This window comes from Heyndrickxia acidiproducens DSM 23148, assembly GCF_000374345.1.
Taxonomy (GTDB): domain Bacteria; phylum Bacillota; class Bacilli; order Bacillales; family Bacillaceae_C; genus Weizmannia; species Weizmannia acidiproducens.
On record NZ_KB893979.1, the window covers coordinates 1 to 21,250 of the forward strand.

17 protein-coding genes, 1 tRNA gene and 2 pseudogenes are annotated in these 21,250 nt (G+C 46.2%); 18 read left to right on the forward strand and 2 right to left on the reverse strand.

Features of this window, described 5'->3' with window-relative positions; genetic code table 11:
* The 4 genes and pseudogenes from C232_RS0102435 to C232_RS0102455 all read left to right on the forward strand — a co-directional run.
* Positions 1-188: pseudogene (locus tag C232_RS0102435) on the forward strand (group II intron reverse transcriptase/maturase); the annotation flags it as partial.
* Positions 189-565: 377 nt separating this feature from the next.
* Positions 566-1,171: an XTP/dITP diphosphatase gene (locus tag C232_RS0102445; RefSeq protein ID WP_155891534.1), complete on the forward strand. Its 606-nt coding sequence runs from the start codon at positions 566-568 to the stop codon at positions 1,169-1,171.
* Positions 1,168-1,677, forward strand: a complete 510-nt coding sequence (locus tag C232_RS0102450) for a metallophosphoesterase family protein (RefSeq protein ID WP_018660910.1) — start codon at positions 1,168-1,170, stop codon at positions 1,675-1,677. The genes C232_RS0102445 and C232_RS0102450 overlap by 4 nt, the downstream gene beginning before the upstream one ends.
* Before the next feature lie 148 nt (positions 1,678-1,825).
* Positions 1,826-1,899: transfer RNA gene (locus C232_RS0102455), tRNA-Arg, on the forward strand.
* A gap of 333 nt (positions 1,900-2,232) precedes the next feature.
* On the opposite strand, the pseudogene C232_RS18340 reads toward C232_RS0102455, so the two are convergent.
* Positions 2,233-2,519 (reverse strand): annotated as a pseudogene (locus C232_RS18340) (hypothetical protein).
* Between the two features lie 186 nt (positions 2,520-2,705).
* Between C232_RS18340 and C232_RS0102465 the strand changes: the two are divergent.
* From C232_RS0102465 to yihA, 7 genes are all read left to right on the forward strand, one after another.
* Positions 2,706-3,158 (forward strand): YndM family protein, encoded by a 453-nt coding sequence (locus C232_RS0102465; RefSeq protein ID WP_018660912.1) that lies wholly within the window; start codon positions 2,706-2,708, stop codon positions 3,156-3,158.
* Positions 3,159-3,295: 137 nt separating this feature from the next.
* Entirely contained in the window at positions 3,296-4,300 is a 1,005-nt protein-coding gene (locus C232_RS0102470; protein ID WP_018660914.1) for a tetratricopeptide repeat protein, read from the forward strand.
* 168 nt (positions 4,301-4,468) lie between these two features.
* Positions 4,469-5,755 carry a trigger factor gene (tig, locus tag C232_RS0102475; protein WP_018660916.1) on the forward strand — a complete coding sequence of 429 codons (1,287 nt, stop codon included), beginning with the start codon at positions 4,469-4,471 and terminating at the stop codon, positions 5,753-5,755.
* Between the two features lie 336 nt (positions 5,756-6,091).
* Positions 6,092-7,360 (forward strand): ATP-dependent protease ATP-binding subunit ClpX, encoded by a 1,269-nt coding sequence (gene clpX, locus C232_RS0102480; RefSeq protein WP_018660917.1) that lies wholly within the window; start codon positions 6,092-6,094, stop codon positions 7,358-7,360.
* A 317-nt stretch (positions 7,361-7,677) separates the two neighbouring features.
* Positions 7,678-9,315 carry an ATP-dependent protease LonB gene (lonB, locus tag C232_RS0102490; RefSeq protein ID WP_026314446.1) on the forward strand — a complete coding sequence of 546 codons (1,638 nt, stop codon included), beginning with the start codon at positions 7,678-7,680 and terminating at the stop codon, positions 9,313-9,315.
* A gap of 45 nt (positions 9,316-9,360) precedes the next feature.
* A complete protein-coding gene (lon, locus tag C232_RS0102495) occupies positions 9,361-11,685 on the forward strand; it encodes an endopeptidase La (RefSeq protein ID WP_018660923.1) in 2,325 nt (774 codons plus the stop codon).
* Positions 11,682-12,266: a ribosome biogenesis GTP-binding protein YihA/YsxC gene (yihA, locus tag C232_RS0102500; protein ID WP_018660926.1), complete on the forward strand. Its 585-nt coding sequence runs from the start codon at positions 11,682-11,684 to the stop codon at positions 12,264-12,266. Before lon ends, yihA begins: the two co-directional genes overlap by 4 nt.
* Before the next feature lie 106 nt (positions 12,267-12,372).
* Here the strand turns inward: yihA and C232_RS0102505 are convergent, their stop codons facing one another.
* Complete coding sequence (locus C232_RS0102505) at positions 12,373-12,867, reverse strand: LiaI-LiaF-like domain-containing protein (protein ID WP_018660928.1); 495 nt, start codon at positions 12,865-12,867, stop codon at positions 12,373-12,375.
* A gap of 205 nt (positions 12,868-13,072) precedes the next feature.
* Here C232_RS0102505 and hemA point away from each other — a divergent pair, with 205 nt between their 5' ends.
* The 7 genes from hemA (at position 13,073) to C232_RS0102540 (ending at position 21,227) form a co-directional block, all read left to right on the forward strand.
* Entirely contained in the window at positions 13,073-14,416 is a 1,344-nt protein-coding gene (hemA, locus tag C232_RS0102510) for a glutamyl-tRNA reductase (RefSeq protein ID WP_026314447.1), read from the forward strand.
* A 15-nt stretch (positions 14,417-14,431) separates the two neighbouring features.
* The gene (gene ccsA / locus C232_RS0102515) at positions 14,432-15,262 is read left to right on the forward strand and encodes a cytochrome c biogenesis protein CcsA (RefSeq protein WP_018660932.1); all 831 of its coding nucleotides are present in this window, start codon (positions 14,432-14,434) and stop codon (positions 15,260-15,262) included.
* A 16-nt stretch (positions 15,263-15,278) separates the two neighbouring features.
* Positions 15,279-16,214, forward strand: a complete 936-nt coding sequence (hemC, locus tag C232_RS0102520) for a hydroxymethylbilane synthase (RefSeq protein WP_018660934.1) — start codon at positions 15,279-15,281, stop codon at positions 16,212-16,214.
* Complete coding sequence (locus C232_RS0102525; protein ID WP_018660936.1) at positions 16,211-16,993, forward strand: uroporphyrinogen-III synthase; 783 nt, start codon at positions 16,211-16,213, stop codon at positions 16,991-16,993. The genes hemC and C232_RS0102525 overlap by 4 nt, the downstream gene beginning before the upstream one ends.
* 17 nt (positions 16,994-17,010) lie before the next feature.
* Complete coding sequence (hemB, locus tag C232_RS0102530) at positions 17,011-17,988, forward strand: porphobilinogen synthase (protein ID WP_018660939.1); 978 nt, start codon at positions 17,011-17,013, stop codon at positions 17,986-17,988.
* A gap of 127 nt (positions 17,989-18,115) precedes the next feature.
* Complete coding sequence (hemL, locus tag C232_RS0102535) at positions 18,116-19,405, forward strand: glutamate-1-semialdehyde 2,1-aminomutase (protein WP_018660940.1); 1,290 nt, start codon at positions 18,116-18,118, stop codon at positions 19,403-19,405.
* A gap of 214 nt (positions 19,406-19,619) precedes the next feature.
* The gene (locus C232_RS0102540; RefSeq protein WP_018660942.1) at positions 19,620-21,227 is read left to right on the forward strand and encodes a LysM peptidoglycan-binding domain-containing protein; all 1,608 of its coding nucleotides are present in this window, start codon (positions 19,620-19,622) and stop codon (positions 21,225-21,227) included.
* Positions 21,228-21,250: the final 23 nt, after the last annotated feature.

The window sequence follows — 21,250 nt, forward strand, 5'->3', positions numbered from 1 at the left end:
GCACAAGATTTTATTGGCTCAAGAAATTAGGGATCAATAAAAGTAAAGCTTGGGAATGGGCAAACACAAGAAAAGGCTACTGGAGAATTGCCGGCAGCCATATCTTAACCAGAACCTTAACAAACGAACTCTTCCGAAGAGCAAGGTATATAAGTTTTCTGGATTATTATCTGTCTGTAAGGTCGTAAACTTTAGAACCGCCGTGTACGGAACCGTACGCACGGTGGTGTGAGAGGTCGGCTAATCAAATAATGATTAGCCTCCTACTCGATTAACATTTGCAACTTTTCAGGGACAGCCATGCAGTGCAGGTGGCATGGGCGGGAATCATCCCGGTTAAAGCCGGTACATATTGTAACATTTGCAACTTTTCAGGGACAGCCATGCAGTGCAGGTGGCATGGGCGGGAATCATCCCGGTTAAAGCCGGTACATATTGAAAGCGATTGTTTCATTCACGCGGAAGGATCTGTCCTGATTTTATGCCGGCAATACGCAGGTGATTTGCGCGGCAAGCAGTAGCAAACATACATAAAATAAATTATGAAAAATAGGGGGAACGAATGGTGCCGGTTGTTATCATTGCAACGAAAAATAAAGGGAAAGCGAAGGAATTTGAAGCGCTGTTTTCCCGGTACGGGTTAGAAGTAAAAACGCTGCTGGACTTTAAAGATGCGATGGATGTGGAGGAAACGGGGCGCACATTTGAAGAAAATGCCATTTTAAAAGCGGAGGCTGTTTCCAAAGCGTTCGGTATTACGGCGATCGCGGATGATTCAGGGCTGGTGATTGACGCGCTCGATGGCAGGCCAGGTGTATTTTCGGCCCGTTATGCCGGGGAAGATAAAAATGACGAAGCCAATATTGACAAGGTGCTTGCTGAAATGGAGAAAGTGCCGGATGATAAGCGTACAGCAGCATTTTACTGTACGCTGGCGGTGGCGCAGCCGGGCAAACAAACGTTTACCGTTTCAGGAAGTTTAAAGGGAATCATTACACGTGAACGGAGAGGCGGTAACGGCTTCGGCTACGATCCCATTTTCATGCTGCCGTCCGGAAAAACATTGGCCGAGCTCCCTCCGCACGAAAAAAACAAAATCAGCCACCGGGCGAACGCATTGACGAAATTAGCGGATTCCTTGCATCTTATTTTCGGGGAGGGAAAAAAATGAAATTGCTGATTGTTAGTGACAGCCATGGTTTGACAGATGAACTGTTTGAACTTGAAAACCGTTACCGCGATCAAGTGGATGCCATGATCCACTGCGGGGATTCTGAACTCAGGGCGGGGCAGAAAGAAATCAAGGATTTTCTCACGGTCCGCGGCAACTGTGATTACGAAAGAAAATTTCCGCTTGATATTACGGAAGAAATCGGCGGCAATACGATTTTTGTGACGCATGGCCATCATTATAATGTGAAAATGACCTTAATGAATTTGTCCTATAAAGCGAAAGAAGTCGGTGCTCATTTTGTATTTTTCGGTCATTCCCATATGCTCGGTGCTGAAATCATTGACAACCGCCTGTTTCTCAATCCGGGGAGCCTCTTGATGCCAAGGGGGAGGGTTGAAAAAACCTATGCGATCGTTGAGAAAGAAGGCAATGCCATCCGCGTCTCTTTTTACACGGACAAGCACCGCGAATTGCAGGACTTGCGCCAGGTCTTTACGATCTAATCTTATGTTTATTTCAGTCAAACATTCCGATTGCTGCTTATTTTTTAGGAGCGCAATCGGAGATATAGGGAAGGCAAAAAATTTTTATTGACAATACATTGTTTGCTCAGTATAATAATAGATGTTCCTGAGAAAAAATTTGAAAAATGTCCCAGTAGCTCAGCTGGATAGAGCAACGGCCTTCTAAGCCGTCGGTCGGGGGTTCGAATCCCTCCTGGGACGTATCCACGTCCAGTTAGGACAAATTGAGCATTTTTTATTTTTCTGGGAAGAGATTGAAAACATCACATACTGGCCAAATATAATGGTCGCTGCAAAAAAGAGAAAGAAATATTCTTACATCAGAAACAATCTTATTCACATGGAGCATGTTTATGACCTTGTTAGCACTAAAAAACTTTTTACAAAACCATTGGCAGCATGATTAAACACTGCAGGTATTCTAAATCAAACGACCATAAAGCAAACAGGGCTTTAATTAAAGCCCTGTTTGCTTAAGTATTGAATTTAGGTTATTGTCCTCATTCTTCACTTGCCACAAGATAAATTTTATTTTCATTCTTCTTTTTCCAGCTCTTTCATCTTTTGATGGGTTTGCGGAAAGCCGTTTGCGACCCATTCGGAGCGGTGGGTGGAATCAAGTTGTGTCAGCCCTTTTTCATCCGGATCTTTTCCGGCATCGACGCTTTCCATCCGGTCGATTTTTTGCTGTTTCTCATATCTGTATCCTCAAGTGTTTCGTATTGATCTTTCCGCAGTTTGCTGCAAGCGGCCATTGCCAGTACAGCCCCGCCTGCTGAAAGTAAAGCACCCGAAATGAGATTCGCCGTTGATTTTTTCATTGTATCCCTCCATTAAAAAAATATCTGCCGGTACTGCTTTACCCTTTTTTACAGCCGTTAAAAAGATAATCAGATGAAATTTCGTGTTTAATCACCGCCAAATTGGACAAACTAAAAGTAAAACTGTCCAGCAAAAACGAAAAAATTCCTGTTTTGGCTGTAAGTTTAAAAAGGGAGGACTTTATTTTGCGATATGCTACAGCGCTTATAATGAAATTAGTTGTTGCAATCATTGCCTTTGCGATTGCACTTGATTTATTTTTTGACGCAAACATTACGGATATTCTGTCATTCAGTCTGCTTGTTACCGTTGTTTCATTTATTATTGGTGATTTGCTGCTTTTGCCGCGGATTGGGAACTGGAAAGCAACAGTAGTGGATTTTCTGCTGGTCTATGCGGCCGTATGGATTTTCGGAAGCGTGGTACTGAATCATTATCTGCAGATTGCCTGGGGCAGCATCATTGCCGCCATCATCATTTCTGCTTCGGAAGTGTTTGTGCACCGGTATTTGCTGAAATCAGACACGGAAAAATCCGGACGCCCGGCACAATCGAAACGGCAGCAACTTGCTTACAGTACAGAATTTGCCAAAGATGAAGATGCGACCAACATAAAACCGAAAAAAGATGAAGAATAAGCCGGATCGTACAGGCCGAACACTTAAGGGAATGGTTACGGTGTTTGGCCTTTTTGTTTTGCCGGAAAGCCCGTTTTTTGTCAAATAGAGGCCGTCATGCTACACTAGTGACGGATGATGAAGAAGGCGGTCGAAAGATGAAAAATGAAGAAAAAGAACCGAAAAAAAGCAATGTAGTGCTGTTTCCGCAGTTGAAAGAACGATTGCTGAAGCGGGGGCTGGACTGCATTGAAGAAAAAGCGTATAAAGAAGCTGCCGATTTGCTGCGCCAGGCCCGCAGCCTGGACGCGGACGATGCGGAAGTCGGGAAGGCCTTGATGATTACACTATACCAAATCGGTGATTATCAAGAGGCGAAAGAACAAGGAAGGGACTTGCTGCACCGGGGCATTGGCGATTACTTCGAGATCATGGACTTATTTCTGATGATTCTTGTACAATTGGGTGAGCATGAAGAAATCGTAAGCATGATCAATGTGCTGCTGGAAGAAAAAGAATTGCCGCCTGAAAAAAAGGGGCATTATGAAAAGCTGCTGGTTTTCAGCGAAAAACGCCTCCCAGGCAAGGATGCGATGCCGGAATCCGGTTCACATGCAAAACTTTTTGATTCGGACGATTTGCAGGAACAGATATTCAGAATTTCAAAACTGGTTCATGAAAATATTCAGCCCTATCTGGATGAAATCAAGGCGTATATTCAGGACCCTAACCAGCATCCGTTTATTCAAACCCTGTTGATCAATGTATTAAAAGAACAGCAAAATACAGATGTATTTGAAATTCAGAAATTCGGCAGACGGGATACCATCAGCCCGGCTGAACTCATGCCGATTTTTGAAACGCCTTTGTACAATCTCCTGCTCCATCAACTGTCAAAAGACGTTGAACAAAAGAATCCCACGCTTTTCACCCACATTAAAACGATGATGGACCGGCATTTTTTCCTGTTGTACCCGTTTGAACCGGATCCTTTTGATGTCGAGCTTTGGGCGGCGGCTTACTACAGCCTGGGGCTCCGTTTATACGGCCAGGATGAGTATATGGAAAAAATTGCGATGTACTATTCCGTTAATTGGGAGGCACTCCAGGACGCGATTGCGTATCTTGATGAATTAGAACAAATTTCTTTGCCGAATCTGTAGCGGATTCTTGAAAGACAAAAAACCTATGTTATAATTAAATGGTTGCATACTGTCTTTTTTCAATTAAAATCATTTGGAAAAAGCCGATAGATAAGGAATATCGACAAAGAGCCTATCTATTTATTTTTGTGATTCCATTACTATTTATAGATTGTTGGAGGGAAATGTATGTCTGCAAAATGGGAAAAAACAGAAGGCAACCAAGGCGTTCTGACAGTTGAAGTAGATGCTGCAGCTGTTGATGAAAGCTTGGATAAGGCCTTTAAAAAAGTAGTTAAACAAATCAATGTGCCGGGTTTCCGAAAAGGAAAAATGCCGCGTGCACTTTTTGAAAAACGTTTCGGCGTAGAATCTCTGTACCAGGATGCACTTGATATGCTGGTTCCAAAAGAATATGCAAAAGCAATTGACGAAACCGGCATCGAACCAGTCGATACGCCAAATATTGATGTGGAACAAATCGAAAAAGGAAAAACTTTAATCTTCAAAGCGACTGTGACAGTTAAACCTGAAGTTAAATTAGGCGAATACAAAGGCTTGGAAGTTGAAGAGCCGGATACAGAAGTAACCGATGAAGATGTTGAAAAAGAATTAAAGAATATGCAGGAACGCCTTGCTGAGCTCGTTGTTAAAGAAGACGGGAAAGCTGAAATGGGTGACACGGTTGTGATCGATTTCGAAGGCTTTGTCGATGGCGAAGCATTCGATGGCGGCGCAGCTGAAAACTATTCCCTTGAATTGGGTTCAAACAGCTTCATCCCCGGCTTTGAAGAACAATTAGTGGGCGTTGCAACCGGCGATGAAAAAGAGGTTGAAGTGACATTTCCTGAAGAATACCATGCTGCCGATCTTGCCGGCAAACCTGCTGTATTCAAGGTGAAAGTCCATGAAATCAAGTCAAAACATCTGCCTGAACTTGATGATGAATTCGCACAGGATGCGGATGATGAAGTCGAAACTTTGGATGCCCTGAAAGAAAAAATCAAGCAAAACCTGAAACATTCCAAAGAACATGCCGCTAAACATGCCATTGAAGATGCAGTGGTCATGAAGGCAGCTGAAAATGCAGAAATTGATATTCCTGAAGCAATGGTAAACACAGAAGTAAACCGGATGATGCAGGAATTTGAACAAAACTTGTCTCAACAGGGTCTGAACCTGGATCTGTATTATCAATTCTCCGGCCAAAAAGAATCCGAACTCCGCGATCAAATGAAAGAAGATGCGGAAAAACGTGTCCGCTATAGTTTAACGCTTGAAGCGATTGCCGATGCGGAAAATCTGGAAGTATCGGACGAAGAAGTCGAAGCAGAACTCGCCAACATGTCTGAAATGTACAAGATGTCTGTAGAAGACATCAAACGTGCGCTGGGTTCTTTAGAAGGCATTCAATCCGATTTAAAAACGCGCAAGGCAATCGAATTCCTTGTGCAAAACAGCAAAACTATTGCATAATATAGATAGAGAAATCAAGGCACGGCAAAAGTTCGTGTCTTGTTTTCTAAAATGGTACAAACTGCCCGTTTAAAAGTATACATAGAGAAGAATATAAAGCCTGTTTTAGGGAAAATCTTGATTAAGTAGGATTTTTACATAAGCGTGTAGAATAGTATAGACAGCATTATATTACCTGTTCGTTGTTATTTTGTGTTACAATCCAAATACATATTGATGAATCCATGGCAAATCAGTTGTATGGTGAGTGGGGGGTATAAGAAATGGTGCCCGGATATTTGGCACACAGTGGCTGTCAATCCATTTTGAAGAAGTTAAAATTAAGGGGTGAATGGAATGTTTAAATTCAGCGATGAAAAACAACAGTTAAAATGTTCTTTCTGTGGTAAATCACAGGACCAAGTGCGTAAATTAGTCGCTGGTCCTGGCGTCTATATATGTGATGAGTGCATTGAACTTTGCACGGAAATTGTAGAAGAAGAATTTGGCACCGAAGAAGAAGTGGAATTCAAAGATATTCCGAAACCGCAGGAAATCCGCGAAATTCTGGCTGAATATGTAATCGGCCAGGAAGAGGCGAAAAAATCGCTTGCGGTAGCCGTGTATAACCACTATAAACGGATCAACTCCAACAGCAAAGTCGATGAAGTCGAACTTACAAAGAGCAACATCTGTCTAATCGGGCCGACCGGGAGCGGGAAAACCCTGCTTGCGCAAACACTGGCGCGTATTCTCAATGTGCCGTTTGCGATTGCCGATGCGACCTCGTTAACTGAAGCAGGTTATGTCGGGGAAGATGTGGAAAATATTTTGCTGAAGCTGATCCAGGCAGCGGATTACGATGTGGAAAGAGCCGAAAAAGGCATCATCTACATTGATGAAATCGATAAAATTGCCCGCAAATCGGAAAATCCGTCCATTACGCGTGATGTGTCCGGCGAAGGTGTACAACAGGCGCTGCTGAAGATCCTTGAAGGAACAGTTGCCAGCGTGCCGCCTCAAGGCGGACGCAAACACCCGCATCAGGAATTTATCCAAATTGATACCACGAATATTCTATTTATATGCGGCGGCGCATTTGACGGCATTGACCAAATTATCAAACGCCGCCTTGGCAAGAAAGTCATTGGTTTCGGCAGTGATTCGAAGCATGATGATCTGGACGAAAAAACGCTGCTGAAACATGTGCTGCCGGAAGACTTGCTCCAATTCGGGCTGATTCCGGAATTTATCGGCCGCCTGCCGGTCATTGCGACTTTGGAACAATTGGATGAACAGGCGCTGATTCAAATTTTGACGAAACCAAAAAATGCGCTCGTCAAGCAGTACAAAAAAATGCTTGAGCTGGATCATGTTGAACTGGAATTCGACGATGAAGCTTTAAAAGAAATCGCGAAAAAAGCAATTGAAAGAAAAACCGGCGCCCGCGGTTTACGGTCGATTATTGAAGGCATTATGCTGGATGTCATGTTTGATCTGCCATCCCGTGAAGACATTGAAAAATGTATCGTTACAAAAGAATCCGTGCTTACAAAAGAGTTTCCAAAACTCATTCTCAAAGACGGCACGATCATTGAAGGCAGCGACCAAACCAAAACAGCGTAACCCGAAAATGCTGCATCAGCCCCGGCAAGTGCATGTTCCCTGCCTCTATGTAAGCCGTTTTATGACGGGATGGGGATGATGGAATTCAGGGGTTTGGCACTGCAGCCGGGCGCTGTCTTATTAGAAAACAAGTATGATTTCAAGAAAAGGGGCAGCAATCTCGCTTGCCTCTTTTTTCTTCCCGCCAATCCGGCAGATCCTTAAAAACTGCGTTTATTCCTTTTTCCCTGCGGAGATACTACATGTATAAAAATAACGGCAGTACTTCAGCCAAAACCAAAACATGTCAGTATGAAAAAACGCTTGGAGGGAACTGGATGAGCTGGACTGGGATTGCTTTATTCATTCAATTATTTTTTGGTGTGATTATCGGGCTTTATTTTTGGAATCTGCTCAAAAACCAAAAAACGCAAAAAGTTACCATAGACCGTGAATCAAAGAAAGAAATGGAACAGCTTCGCAAAATGAGGGATATCTCATTATCGGCGCCTCTGGCTGAACGGGTGCGGCCTTCCTCATTCAATGATATCGTCGGGCAGGAAGACGGCATTAAAGCCCTGCAGGCAGCTTTATGCGGCCCCAATCCGCAGCATGTGATTATCTACGGACCTCCAGGGGTGGGGAAAACCGCTGCAGCCAGGCTGGTGTTGGAAGAGGCTAAAAAAAATCCAAAATCCCCGTTCAACAGCCAGTCCGTGTTTATTGAACTGGATGCAACCACGGCCCGCTTTGATGAAAGGGGCATTGCCGACCCGTTAATCGGTTCGGTCCACGATCCGATTTACCAGGGGGCGGGCGCCATGGGGCAGGCCGGCATTCCACAGCCGAAACAGGGAGCGGTAACCCATGCACATGGCGGCGTCTTATTTATCGATGAAATCGGGGAATTGCATCCGGTCCAAATGAATAAATTATTGAAAGTACTGGAAGACAGAAAAGTCTTTTTGGAAAGCGCCTATTACAGCCCCGAAAACCGGGATATCCCGAATCATATTCACGATATTTTCCAAAACGGGCTGCCGGCTGATTTCAGGCTGATCGGGGCAACAACACGGACACCCAATGAGATTCCGCCTGCCATCCGTTCCCGCTGTATGGAAGTCTTCTTCCGCGAATTGGACCGCCGCGAAATTGCTCAAGTTGCAAAAAAAGCAGCCGATAAAATACAGGTTGCGATCAATGAGCATGGGTTAAATATTTTAGCACAGTATACGAGAAACGGCAGGGAAGCTGTTAATATGGTGCAGATCGCAGCCGGGCTTGCTATCCAGGCGGAACGGGATCATATCCTCAATGAAGACCTTGAATGGGTTGTCCAATCCAGCCAGCTGTCCCCGCGCTACGATAAAAAGATTGCGGATCAGCCGAAAGTCGGGCTTGTCAATGGGTTGGCCGTAAGCGGACCAAACATGGGGATGCTTTTGGAAATCGAAGTTGCGGCGATCCCGGCAAAAGAAAAAGGCACGATTAATATTACCGGCATCGTCGAAGAAGAAAGCATCGGCGGGCAGGGCAAATCCGTCCGCAGAAAAAGCATGGCAAGAGGGTCCATTGAGAATGTCATCACAGTGCTGAGAACAATGGGGGTCCCTGCCGACCAATACGATATCCATGTTAATTTCCCGGGCGGCATTCCGATTGACGGTCCGTCAGCGGGGATTGCGATGGCAACAGGTATTTATTCGGCCATTTATAAAATTCCGGTTGACCATACGGTGGCCATGACAGGAGAAATCAGTATTCACGGAAATGTCAAACCGATCGGCGGCGTTTATGCGAAAGTTAAAGCAGCGGCACAGTCCGGGGCAAAAACGGTCATCATACCTGCCGAAAACATGCAGACGTCCTTAAAAGAAATAAAAGGAATTTCAATCCTGCCTGTATTCAAACTGGAAGAAGTGCTGGACATCGCTTTAAATAAACATTTTAATGACAATGCGTTATTAGGGGGTTAATCAGGCAGCCCCCTTTTAAACAGTGAAGAGATAGGGGTGCTTTTTATGAAAGTTCAAACCGGATATCATGTGCCTTTGCTTCCTTTAAGAGGAGTACTCGTGTTTCCCTCCATGGTTCTGCATCTGGATGTGGGAAGGGATTATTCTGTCCAGGCCCTTGAAAAAGCGATGATTAATGGCAATGAAATCTTTTTAACGGCACAGAAAGATGTGTCCATTGATGAACCGCAGCAGGAAGATCTGTATCAAATCGGCACGCTCACAAAAGTAAATCAAATGATGAAACTTCAAAACGGGACAATCCGTGTTCTGGTTGAAGGCGTGCAGCGTGCGAAAATTACCCGTTTCAAGGATTTAGGTACTTATTACTCCGTTCATGTCCAAACATTTGATGACCATTTCGTTTCGGAGCCGGAATCAGAAGCACTCATGCGGACGATGCTGGATTTTTTCAGCCAATATATCAGCCAGTCTAAAAAAATAACAAGTGAAACATTTGCATCCGTGTCAGATATGGAAGACGGCGGCAGGGCTGCGGATGTCATCGCCTCCCACCTGCCGCTCAAGCTGTCGCAAAAGCAGGAAATTCTTGAAACGATTGATGTCAAAGAACGCATGCAAAAATTGATCGATTTGATCAAAAATGAGCAGGAAATTTTAAATCTGGAAAAATCAATCAGCCAGCGCGTAAAAAAATCGATGGAGCGGACGCAAAAAGAATATTATTTGCGCGAGCAGATGAAAGCGATCCAGAAAGAGCTGGGGGATAAAGAAGGTAAAACGGCGGAAGTAAATGAATTGAAAGAAAAAATCCTGCAAGCGGGTATGCCCGAGCAGGTTGCCAATACCGCTTTCAAAGAATTAGACCGCTATGAAAAAATCCCGGCCACTTCCTCTGAAAGCTCGGTGATCCGCAATTATTTGGAATGGCTGATTTCATTGCCATGGTCACAGGCAACGACAGACGATTTAAATATTGCCAAAGCCGAAAGAATCCTTAATGAAGACCATTATGGTTTGGAAAAAGTAAAGGAGCGCGTGCTCGAATATTTGGCCGTCCAGCAGCTGACCCAATCGATCAAGGGGCCAATCCTCTGTCTGGTCGGACCGCCGGGAGTCGGGAAAACAAGCCTTGCCCGCTCAATTTCCAAATCACTCGGCCGGAAATTTGTCCGTGTATCGCTTGGCGGCGTCCGCGATGAATCGGAAATCCGCGGCCACCGGCGGACCTATGTCGGCGCGATGCCGGGCAGGATCATCCAGGGTATGAAAAAAGCCGGTACAATCAATCCGGTATTTTTGCTGGACGAAATCGATAAGATGTCCAATGTTTTTCGCGGCGACCCGTCCGCTGCTATGCTGGAAGTACTGGATCCGGAACAAAACCATACGTTCAGTGACCACTATATTGAAGAACCGTACAATTTATCAAAAGTGATGTTCATTGCAACCGCCAATGATTTAACCACCATTCCCGGCCCGTTGCGCGACCGTATGGAAATCATTTCAATTGCCGGCTATACAGAGCTGGAAAAAATTGAAATTGCGAAAACCCATCTGCTTGCGAAACAAATCAAAGAAAACGGTTTGAACCGCAACCAGCTGCGCGTGAATGTAGATGCGCTGCAATTGATTGTGCGCCGCTATACACGTGAGGCGGGTGTCCGCAGCCTTGAAAGGAAACTGGCAGAGATTTGCAGGAAAACGGCAAAAATTATCGTTTCCGGCAAAAGAAAACGTGTCACGGTGAATGCGAAAAATCTTGAAGAATTTCTTGGCAAGCCGGTCTTCCACTATGGCCAGGCCGAGATGGAAGACCAGGTCGGTGTCGCAACCGGCTTGGCCTATACGACAGTTGGCGGTGATACGCTGCAGATTGAAGTATCCCTGTCGCCAGGAAAAGGGAAGCTCGTTTTGACCGGGAAACTAGGGGATGTCATGAAAGAATCCGCGCAAACTGCTTTCAGCTTTGTCCGCTCAAAAGCGCAGGAGCTTGGCTTGCCGGAAGATTTCCATGAAACATACGATATTCACATCCATGTTCCGGAGGGCGCCGTGCCGAAAGACGGGCCGTCCGCGGGAATTACGATCGCAACTGCCCTGATTTCGGCACTGACAAAGCACGCCGTCCATAAAGAAGTCGGCATGACCGGTGAAATAACGTTGCGCGGCCGGGTACTGCCAATCGGCGGACTGAAAGAAAAATCGCTGGGCGCGCACCGGGCCGGTCTGAAAAAAATCGTGATCCCAAAAGAAAATGAAAAAGATTTAGATGACATTCCAGAAAGCGTGCGCGAGGATTTAACGTTTTATCCCGTTTCGCATATGGACGAAGTGATCGAAATCGCGATTGCAGGTGAAGAGAGATGAAAGTAAACGAGGCAGAACTGGTGATAAGTGCGGTGAAGAAAGAACAGTATCCGAATGACCGCCTGCCGGAATTCGCGCTTGCGGGCCGGTCAAATGTGGGGAAGTCTTCTTTTATCAATAAAATGATTAACCGGAAAGCGCTGGCCCGGACCTCATCAAAGCCTGGAAAAACGCAAACCTTGAATTTTTATAAAATCGAAAACAGCATGTATTTTGTCGATGTTCCAGGCTATGGTTTTGCGAAAGTATCAAAACTGGAGCGGGAAAAATGGGGAAAAATGATTGAAACCTATATCACCATAAGAGAACAGCTAAAAGCCGTTCTGTTAATTGTTGACCTCAGGCATCCGCCGACAAATGACGATTGCCTGATGTATGATTTTTTAAAACACCATCAGATCCCTTGCATCGTGGTGGCAACAAAAGCCGATAAAATCCCAAAAGGAAAGTGGGCAAGCCATCTGAAAACGGCAAGGGACACGCTGAAATTAAGAAGCGGAGACGAAATCATCCTGTTTTCATCCGAAACAGGGGAAGGCAAAGATAAAATCTGGGCCACCCTCAAAAAAAGACAAGCATAAAAAACCCGGGTTCCGGCATCTTGCCGCGGCCCGGGCTTTTTTGGATTTTAAAAATAGAAAAACATCCAAATGCATAAGCTTGTATTATACAGCAATGATCAGCTTTTTAGCGCCGCCCTTTCCGCTTAAAAAGCAGCAGATAAAGGCCGATCACAACAAGCACTGCCGGCCAGAAATTTACGAGGGATGTGACATGATTTTCAAACAGGCCGAACCAGGCTATCGCTTTATCTGAGAATAACAGTAAGACAGAAAGGGCCAAAAATAAAATCCCATAAAAAATGCCGTCACCGGTTTTTTGGTAGCGCAGCAAAAAGCCGAGGGCAATGATCAAAATGAAAATCCCGATATTGTCGGGCCAAATGGCAACTTTACCGGCAACGTGGAAATGGAGCCCGAACCCAACGAGAATCACGCCAGGCAAAATCGATTCGGATTCGCGCCCCCAGTAACCCTGCCCGAGAAAAGCCAGCCCGACAATGATAAGGAGTGTCGGCCAGGTAAAATATTCTTGAAAACCGCTTTGTTCATAGCGCTGCAGATAAAAATACAAGCCAAATCCAATTAAGATAATAGCGGGAAAAATCTTCCGGCTTTTCATCGAATCACTGCTTTCAACAATACGAGATACTTGAACATACCGCATATTTTTGTTATTTTACAGTAAGGGAAACATTTTTCCTGTACAAAAAGGGAAAATGATTGAAAGGGTTCTATATGTATGATGATAACATAAGTGATGATGAAATTTCATTGCAAATCATCTATTTTTTGGAGAATGATGTTTGGGGGTGCCTCTATAGATTATGAGGACAATGGTAGTCGGCTTAAATTATAAAACGGCTCCGGTTGAAATTCGCGAAAGGCTGTCTTTTGATGAGGCGGAACTTAAAGACGCCATGACGGCGCTGAAGCATAAAAAAAGCATTTTGGAAAATGTGATTGTCTCAACCTGCAACCGTACGGAAATTTATGCCGTTGTTGATCAGGCTCACACCGGACGCTATTATATTAAAGATTTTCTTTCTGAATGGTTCCATATTGATAAAGAAGAATTTACCCCGTACTTGTTTATTTATGAAGAGAATGAAGCGATTGAGCATTTATGCAGCGTTATTTGCGGGCTTGATTCGATGGTGCTCGGGGAAACACAGATACTCGGCCAGGTAAAGGACAGCTTTTTGGCGGCACAGCAATTGAAAACAACGGGAACAATCTTTAATCGTTTATTTAAAGATGCGGTGACTGTCGCGAAAAAAGCGCATACAGAAACAGAAATTGCTTCGAACGCGGTTTCTGTCAGCTATGCGGCAGTTGAGCTTGCCAAAAAAATCTTCGGTTCGCTGGAAAACAGGCAGGTGCTGATTGTTGGTGCCGGAAAGATGGGCGAGCTGGCGATTGAAAATATCTATGGCAGCGGCGCCCAACATATCAAGGTGATCAATCGCACCTATGAAAAAGCACAGAAACTTGCTGCCCGTTTTAATGGAAAGGCGGATACGGTCCAGCAGCTCAATCAGGCGCTTGCGGAAGCAGATATTGTGATTTCTTCCACATCGTCAAAAGATTATGTACTGACCAATGATCTGCTGGAGAAAGCGGTAAAGCAAAGGAGCAGCCGCCCGCTTCTTCTGGTGGATATCGCTGTACCGCGCGATATTGATCCATCAGCAGGCAAACTGGATTCGGTTTTCCTCTATGATATCGATGATTTGGAAGATGTCGTTGCATCCAATTTGCGGGAACGGGAAAAAGCCGCGCAAAAAATCAGGAGCATGATCCGGGAAACCGTTGAAAGCTTTAACGAATGGGTGAATATGCTTGGCGTTGTCCCGATCATAACTGCTTTGCGCGAACAGGCGCTATCGATCCAGGCGGAAACGATGAAAAGCATCGAACGCAAACTGCCCGATTTATCCGAACGTGAACGCAAAGTGATCAGCAAGCATACGAAAAGCATTATCAATCAGATGCTGAAAAGCCCGATCACGCAGGCGAAGGAGCTGGCAGGGGGGCCAAATGCGGCGCAAAACCTTGAACTGTTCCAACAAATTTTTAATCTGCAGGAAACAAAGGCGGAACGGTCCCCTGAAACCGCGGCGGAAAGCAGGCCAAATGATTTCAGGGCCCAACCTTCTTATTCTAATTAAACGGAGCCGGGCGCGATGTATTTACTTGAGTTGACAAGATTGCATGAGGTGATGATTGTCCTCTATGCAGCCAGTATCCTGCTGTACTTTCTGGACTTTCTGTACCAGAACCGGAAGGCAAATCAGATTGCCTTCCGCTGCCTTTTTATTGTGTGGGCGCTGCAAACCGTGTTTTTATGTTTATACATGTACAGCACCGGCCGCTTTCCGGTTTTGACCTTGTCGGAGGGGCTTTATTTTTATGCCTGGGTGCTTGTTTCTTTGTCACTTGTCATCAATCGCCTGCTGCGCAACGACTTTACCGTATTCTTTACGAATGTGATCGGGTTTTTCGTGATGACCATTCATACTTTTGCTCCCGAACGGATGGCTGAAAGTGCGATTGGCAATCAGATGGTTTCGGAACTTTTGCTGCTCCATATTACGATGGCTTTGCTGTCCTATGTTTTATTTTCTATATCCTTTGTTTTTTCACTGCTTTATTTATTACAATATAAGTGGCTAAAAGAAAAAAAGTGGAGCCACCGGTTATGGCGCCTCCAGGATCTTTCAAAGCTGGAAAAACTGGCAAAATCCCTGATCGCTATCGCGGTTCCGATACTGCTCCTTGGTTTAATCCTCGGGCTGCGGTGGGCATATTTAAAACTGCCGGGAATTCACTGGTTTGATCCGAAAATTATCGGCTCATTCATCGTGCTGTTTGTGTATGGCATGCTTTTATATGCTGCAGAGCGGCGCCTGGTTTATGGAAAAGGGCTGGCCTATTGGAATACGGCCGCTTTTTTGATTGTGTTTGTCAATTTCTTTTTCATCACGGGATTATCCGGTTTTCATTTGTATTTTTAAAAAGGGGGCTTCTAAAGTGAGAACAATTACTGTCGGCACGAGACGGAGCAAGCTCGCCATAACGCAGACAAAATGGGTCGTGGCGCAGCTTGAACAACTCGGGCTGCCGTTCCGCTTTGAAATCAAAGAAATCGTGACTAAAGGCGATAAAGTGCTGAATGTGACATTATCCAAAGTCGGCGGGAAAGGCTTGTTTGTCAAAGAAATTGAAGAAGCCATGCTGAACCATGAGATTGACATGGCTGTACATAGTATGAAAGATATGCCTGCAGTGCTGCCTGAAGGACTCGTTATCGGCTGCGTGCCTGAGCGGGAAGACTGCAGGGACGCGCTGATCTCAAAGAACCATGTCAAATTTGCTGACCTTCCAAAAGGGGCAAAAGTCGGGACAAGCAGTTTGCGGCGCGGTGCCCAGCTGCTTGCGGCGCGCGGGGATTTAGAGATGAAATGGATCCGCGGCAATATTGATACAAGGCTTGAAAAATTAAGAAACGGGGACTATGATGCGATTATCCTCGCAGCTGCAGGCTTGAAACGGATGGGGTGGAGCGCAGAAACAGTGACGGAATTCCTTGATCCTGCTGTGTGCCTGCCAGCCGTCGGGCAAGGCGCGCTCGCAGTCGAATGCCGGGCAGATGACGCAATACTTCTGGAAGGACTTGCAAAATTAAACCATGAAGAAACAGCTGTAACCGTCCGCGCCGAGCGGGTGTTCCTTGATAAAATGGAGGGCGGCTGCCAGGTTCCGATCGCGGGGCTTGCGAAGCTGACTGATGAAGGCGCCGTTTCGCTGGCCGCGCTTGTCGCCTCGCCGGATGGAAAAACCGTGTTGAAAGAAACCGTATCAGGCAGCGACCCGCAGGCTGCAGGTGAGCAAGCTGCCGGCATTCTGGGCAGGCGGGGTGCTAAAACATTAATTGAGCGCGTGAAAGCGGAGCTTGATCAATCATGACAGCTCCCGGCCCGTTAAGCGGAAAAAATATTCTTGTCACACGGGGCGGCAAAGGCGGGGAAGAACTGGCGGAACAAATCCGTGCACGCGGCGGCAAAGCTTTTCTCGTGCCGATGATTGAATTCAGGGCATATGAGGATCCGCACGCTGCCGAATATATACAAACGCTGCCGCAATATGACTGGATCATTTTTACGAGTAAAAACGGCGTCAAATTTTTTCTGCAGCAATGCCGGCAAAACGGAGTGGTATGTGAGAATTTGAACATAAACTGGGCGGCTGTCGGGAAAAAGACAGCTGTTTATATGGAAAATAACGGATTAAAAGTGGCATTTACACCAAGACATTTTACCGCAAAAGATTTTGCCGCCGAATTTTTAGCCGAAGTGCGGGGCGCCGGAGAGGTTTTGCTCCCAAAAGGAAATTTGGCGGGCACAATGATTGCAGATTCTTTGCGGAATAGCGGTATAATGGTAAAGGAATGGACTGTGTATGAAACGTATTTGCCCAAGGAAAATAAAGAAAAACTTGCGGAAGTTTTAAAAACGGTGAAGCTCGACTATGCGATGTTTGCAAGTCCATCGTCCTTTCGCCATTTTAAAGAAACAGCCGATGACAGCGGGATCGATCTGCACCGGTTAACAACCGGGATTGTCTGCATTGGCCCTGTGACAAGCCGGACCGTTGAAGCATATGGCTGCAAAGTTTCTGTGGCCCCGAAGGAATACACGATCCAGGCAATGCTTGAAGCATTATGCCAGTATATAAAGAGAAACTGAGTTTGGAGGAAACGAAAATGAAAGAATTGCAGTTTACACGCCACCGCAGGCTCCGCCAAAGTGCGAATATGCGGGCATTGGTACGCGAAACAAATGTTACGGTCAATGATTTGATTTACCCGCTCTTTGCCGTGGAAGGCGAAAATATCAAAACTGAAATTTCATCGATGCCAGGGGTATATCATTATTCGGTTGACCGCCTGCATGAAATCATGGATGAAGTGGCATCATCAGGCATAAAATCCGTGCTGCTGTTCGGTGTTCCGGCCCATAAAGATGCAACCGGCACAGAAGCCTACCATGACCATGGCATTGTCCAGGAAGCAACCCGCTTTATTAAGAAGAATTACCCGGAAATTCTTGTAATTGCCGATACCTGCCTGTGTGAATACACAGACCACGGCCATTGCGGCGTTGTAAAAGACGGAAAAATTTTAAATGATCCGAGCCTCGACCTGCTTGTAAAAACAGCCGTCAGCCAGGCGGAGGCCGGAGCCGACATTATTGCGCCTTCCAACATGATGGACGGCTTTGTCGCTGCCATTCGCCAGGGGCTTGATGAAGCAGGGTTTGAAGACGTGCCGGTCATGAGTTACGCAGTCAAATATGCATCTGCTTTTTACGGGCCGTTTCGTGAAGCTGCCGACAGTGCGCCGGCATTTGGCGACCGCAAAACATACCAGATGGATCCGGCCAACCGCCTCGAAGCTTTGCGTGAAGCGGAATCTGATGTCGAAGAAGGAGCCGACTTCCTGATTGTAAAACCAACGCTATCCTATCTTGATGTTGTGCGCGAAGTCCGTAATGAATGCCGTCTGCCTGTCGTTGGGTATAATGTGAGCGGGGAGTATGCTATGGTAAAAGCGGCTGCGCAAAACGGCTGGATTGATGAAAAGGCGATCGTGCAGGAAATGATCACCAGCATGAAGCGCGCCGGTTGTGATCTGATTATTACTTACTTTGCTCTCGATCTGGCAAGATGGCTCGCGGAATAAAATGAAACTTCCATCAGCGGGGGATTTTTTTCTCGTCCCGCTGATTGGAAGCTGTACGTGCGGAATAAAAAGATTTGGAAGATTTACGGGTAACAGATCATAAAGCAATATTATTGGAGGTTGAAGCATGCGCACATATGAAAAATCCATCGAAGCCTATAAGGAAGCCGTCACGCTGATGCCGGGCGGGGTCAACAGTCCGGTCCGCGCATTTAAAGCAGTGGGGATGAATCCGATATTTATGGACCACGGCAAAGGCTCTAAAATATATGATATTGATGGCAATGAATATATTGATTATGTTTTGTCCTGGGGGCCGCTGATTCTCGGCCACGCGAATGGGCAGGTCGTTGAAGCGATTAAAAGCGTGACCGAAAACGGCACCAGCTTCGGTACGCCGACCCTTATTGAAAATAAACTGGCAGCGCTCGTGAAAGAACGTGTCCCGTCGATTGAAATCATCCGCATGGTATCCTCGGGCACAGAGGCGACGATGAGTGCGCTGCGTCTGGCAAGGGGTTATACCGGCAGAAACAAAATACTAAAATTTGAAGGCAGCTACCACGGCCATGGGGATTCACTGCTGATCAAAGCCGGCTCGGGCGTGGCCACGCTCGGTCTTCCGGACAGTCCCGGCGTTCCGGCCGGCATTGCGCAAAATACAATTGCTGTTCCTTATAATGATCTGGAAGCGGTCCACACTGCATTCCAGGAGTTCGGCGAAGACATTGCCTGTATTATCGTTGAGCCGGTCGCCGGGAATATGGGGGTTGTGCCGCCAAAACCGGGATTTTTAAAAGGCCTGCGCGAAGTGACCAGGGAGTATGGGGCATTGTTAATTTTCGATGAAGTCATGACAGGATTCCGCGTTGACTATCATTGTGCGCAAGGGTTTTTTGATGTCACACCTGATTTAACCTGCTTAGGGAAAGTCATTGGCGGCGGCCTTCCGGTGGGCGCATTCGGCGGCAGGGCTGACATTATGGAAAAAATTGCCCCGACCGGTCCTGTGTACCAGGCGGGCACTTTGTCCGGCAATCCGCTCGCAATGACAGCCGGCTACGAAACACTGAAGCAGCTGACAACGGAAACGTACAAGGAATTTATCCGTAAAGCGGACCGGTTTGAATCCGGATTCCACGAAGCTGCCTTGAAATATGAAATTCCGCATACGTTTAACCGTGCAGGCTCGATGATTGGTGTCTTCTTCACGAATGAAGAGGTCTATAATTTTGCGACTGCGCAGACATCTGATCTTGATCTGTTTGCCCAGTACTACCGCGGCATGGCTGAAAATGGGGTTTTCCTGCCGCCATCCCAATTCGAAGGCATTTTCTTATCTGCTGCCCACACGGACGAAGACATTGACCGCACGATTGAAGTGGCAGAAAAAACGTTCCGTGCCATCCGTGGATAAAGTTGTTTTAAATGATGAAATTTATTAGCCTGCTCCCCGTTTCAGAATTTCTGGAACAGGGGGCAGGCATTTTTGTGTGGTTGTTTGTTCATCATGAGTGGACCATAAAGCAAGACTTTCTGTTTAATGAGAATCATATTTTCCCAATTTCCTTCATACAGTGTAAATGACATATTGAAAGATGGTTTTGGAGGAATTGAAGGGAGGAGCCAACTTGTCGCAAAGTCAATCGTCGATACGATTTTCATTAGAAGAATTGATTTGGTTTAAAAAAGGACAGGAAGTAGAAGAACTCTTATCCATCTCGCTGGATCCCCATATTACCATTCTGGAGCGCGACCAATTTGTTGTGATCAAAGGCAATCTTCATTTATCAGGTGAATACATTGGCTGTGGGGAAGAAGAAGGGGAAGAGGTTTTGTTCCGGAAATATGTGCAATCCGTACAGTACCGCCAGGAGGATGGCGTATTTGAATTTTACCAGTCGTTTCCGGTCGATGTAACGATTCCGATTGCAAGAATTACAAGTTTAGATGAGCTGGATGTCAATATCGAAGGATTTGATTACCAGTTTCACGGTACAGACTGCTTAAAATTGAACGCGGATTTGGCAATTGAAGGGATTGCCGACTCTGATATAGAGGAAGACGAGGAAGAAACGGCGTCCTTTCCGCTGCGGGATGATTCAGTGATCCATCCTGCACATATTGAGGATGGGAAAGAGTTTGCGATTGAATCCCCTGAAGAGCAGGTATACGGCATTCCAGATTGGCCGCAGCCTGAATTTGAAAACCAAACCTTTGCTGACGATTCACCCCGGGAGGAAAAGGAAGAGTCCTGGACAGCGATTCCGGAAATCGGGCAGCAGGCAACAGACGATGTTGCGGAAGAAAGCATCGAAAACTATGAAGAAGTCCGCGCCGGGCATGCGGAAGAATCGTCTGCAGAAAAAGATGAGGCGAAAGAGAGTGGCGATGATGGCCTTTATGAACCGTTTACCGTAGAGGCGCGGGCACAACCGCAGGCAGAACCGGAGCAAGCTTGGAAGCAGGAAACGCAGCAACAGGAACCAAATATTTTACAGCCCGTCAATTTGCTGGAGGATGAAGAAGAATCAGCAGAATCCGTGCTCCATCCGGTCCATAGGGAGCAGGAAACAAAGGAAGAATCAGAACCCTTTCCGATCCGCACGGAAGAGGAACCGGAGGAAGAGCCGGCACCCCCTGTGATCCAAGTGGCACAGGAAACGCAGGAACCGGAGGAAGAGCCGGCATCCCACCCCGTCCGAGTGGAGCAGGAATTGAAAGAAGCATCGAAACCCCATGCAGTCCACGTGGAAGAGGAACTGCAGGGAGAACCGGAATTGCATGCGGTCCACGCGGAGCAGGAACCGGAGGAAGAACCGGAATTATATGCGGTGCGAGCAGAAAAGGAATGGAAGGAAGAAACAGTCTCCCCTACGATTCGCGTGAAGCAGAATGAAGAGCCGGAAACTGAAGAATCGTCTTCGTCCTCGTCTGTTGAAAAGGCTGAAGCGGAAGAAGAATCATCGGAAAAAGAAGAGACTCCGAAGAAGAAAAAGAAATCAAAGTTCGAGTCGATTTCACTTACCGATTTCTTTGCCCGGAAAATTGAAGAAAAGCCTGCCAAACTCAAGATTTGTATCGTGCAGGAGGGGGAGACGCTGGACCTCCTGGCAGAGAAATACGACATCAATGTTCAGCAAATTTTGCGGATGAATCATTTGGAAGTCAACCAGGATGTGTATGCCGGCCAGGTTCTATACGTGCCGTCCTATGCCAGGGCAGAGAATCATAAATAGCAGATGCAGTCATTTATTAGATT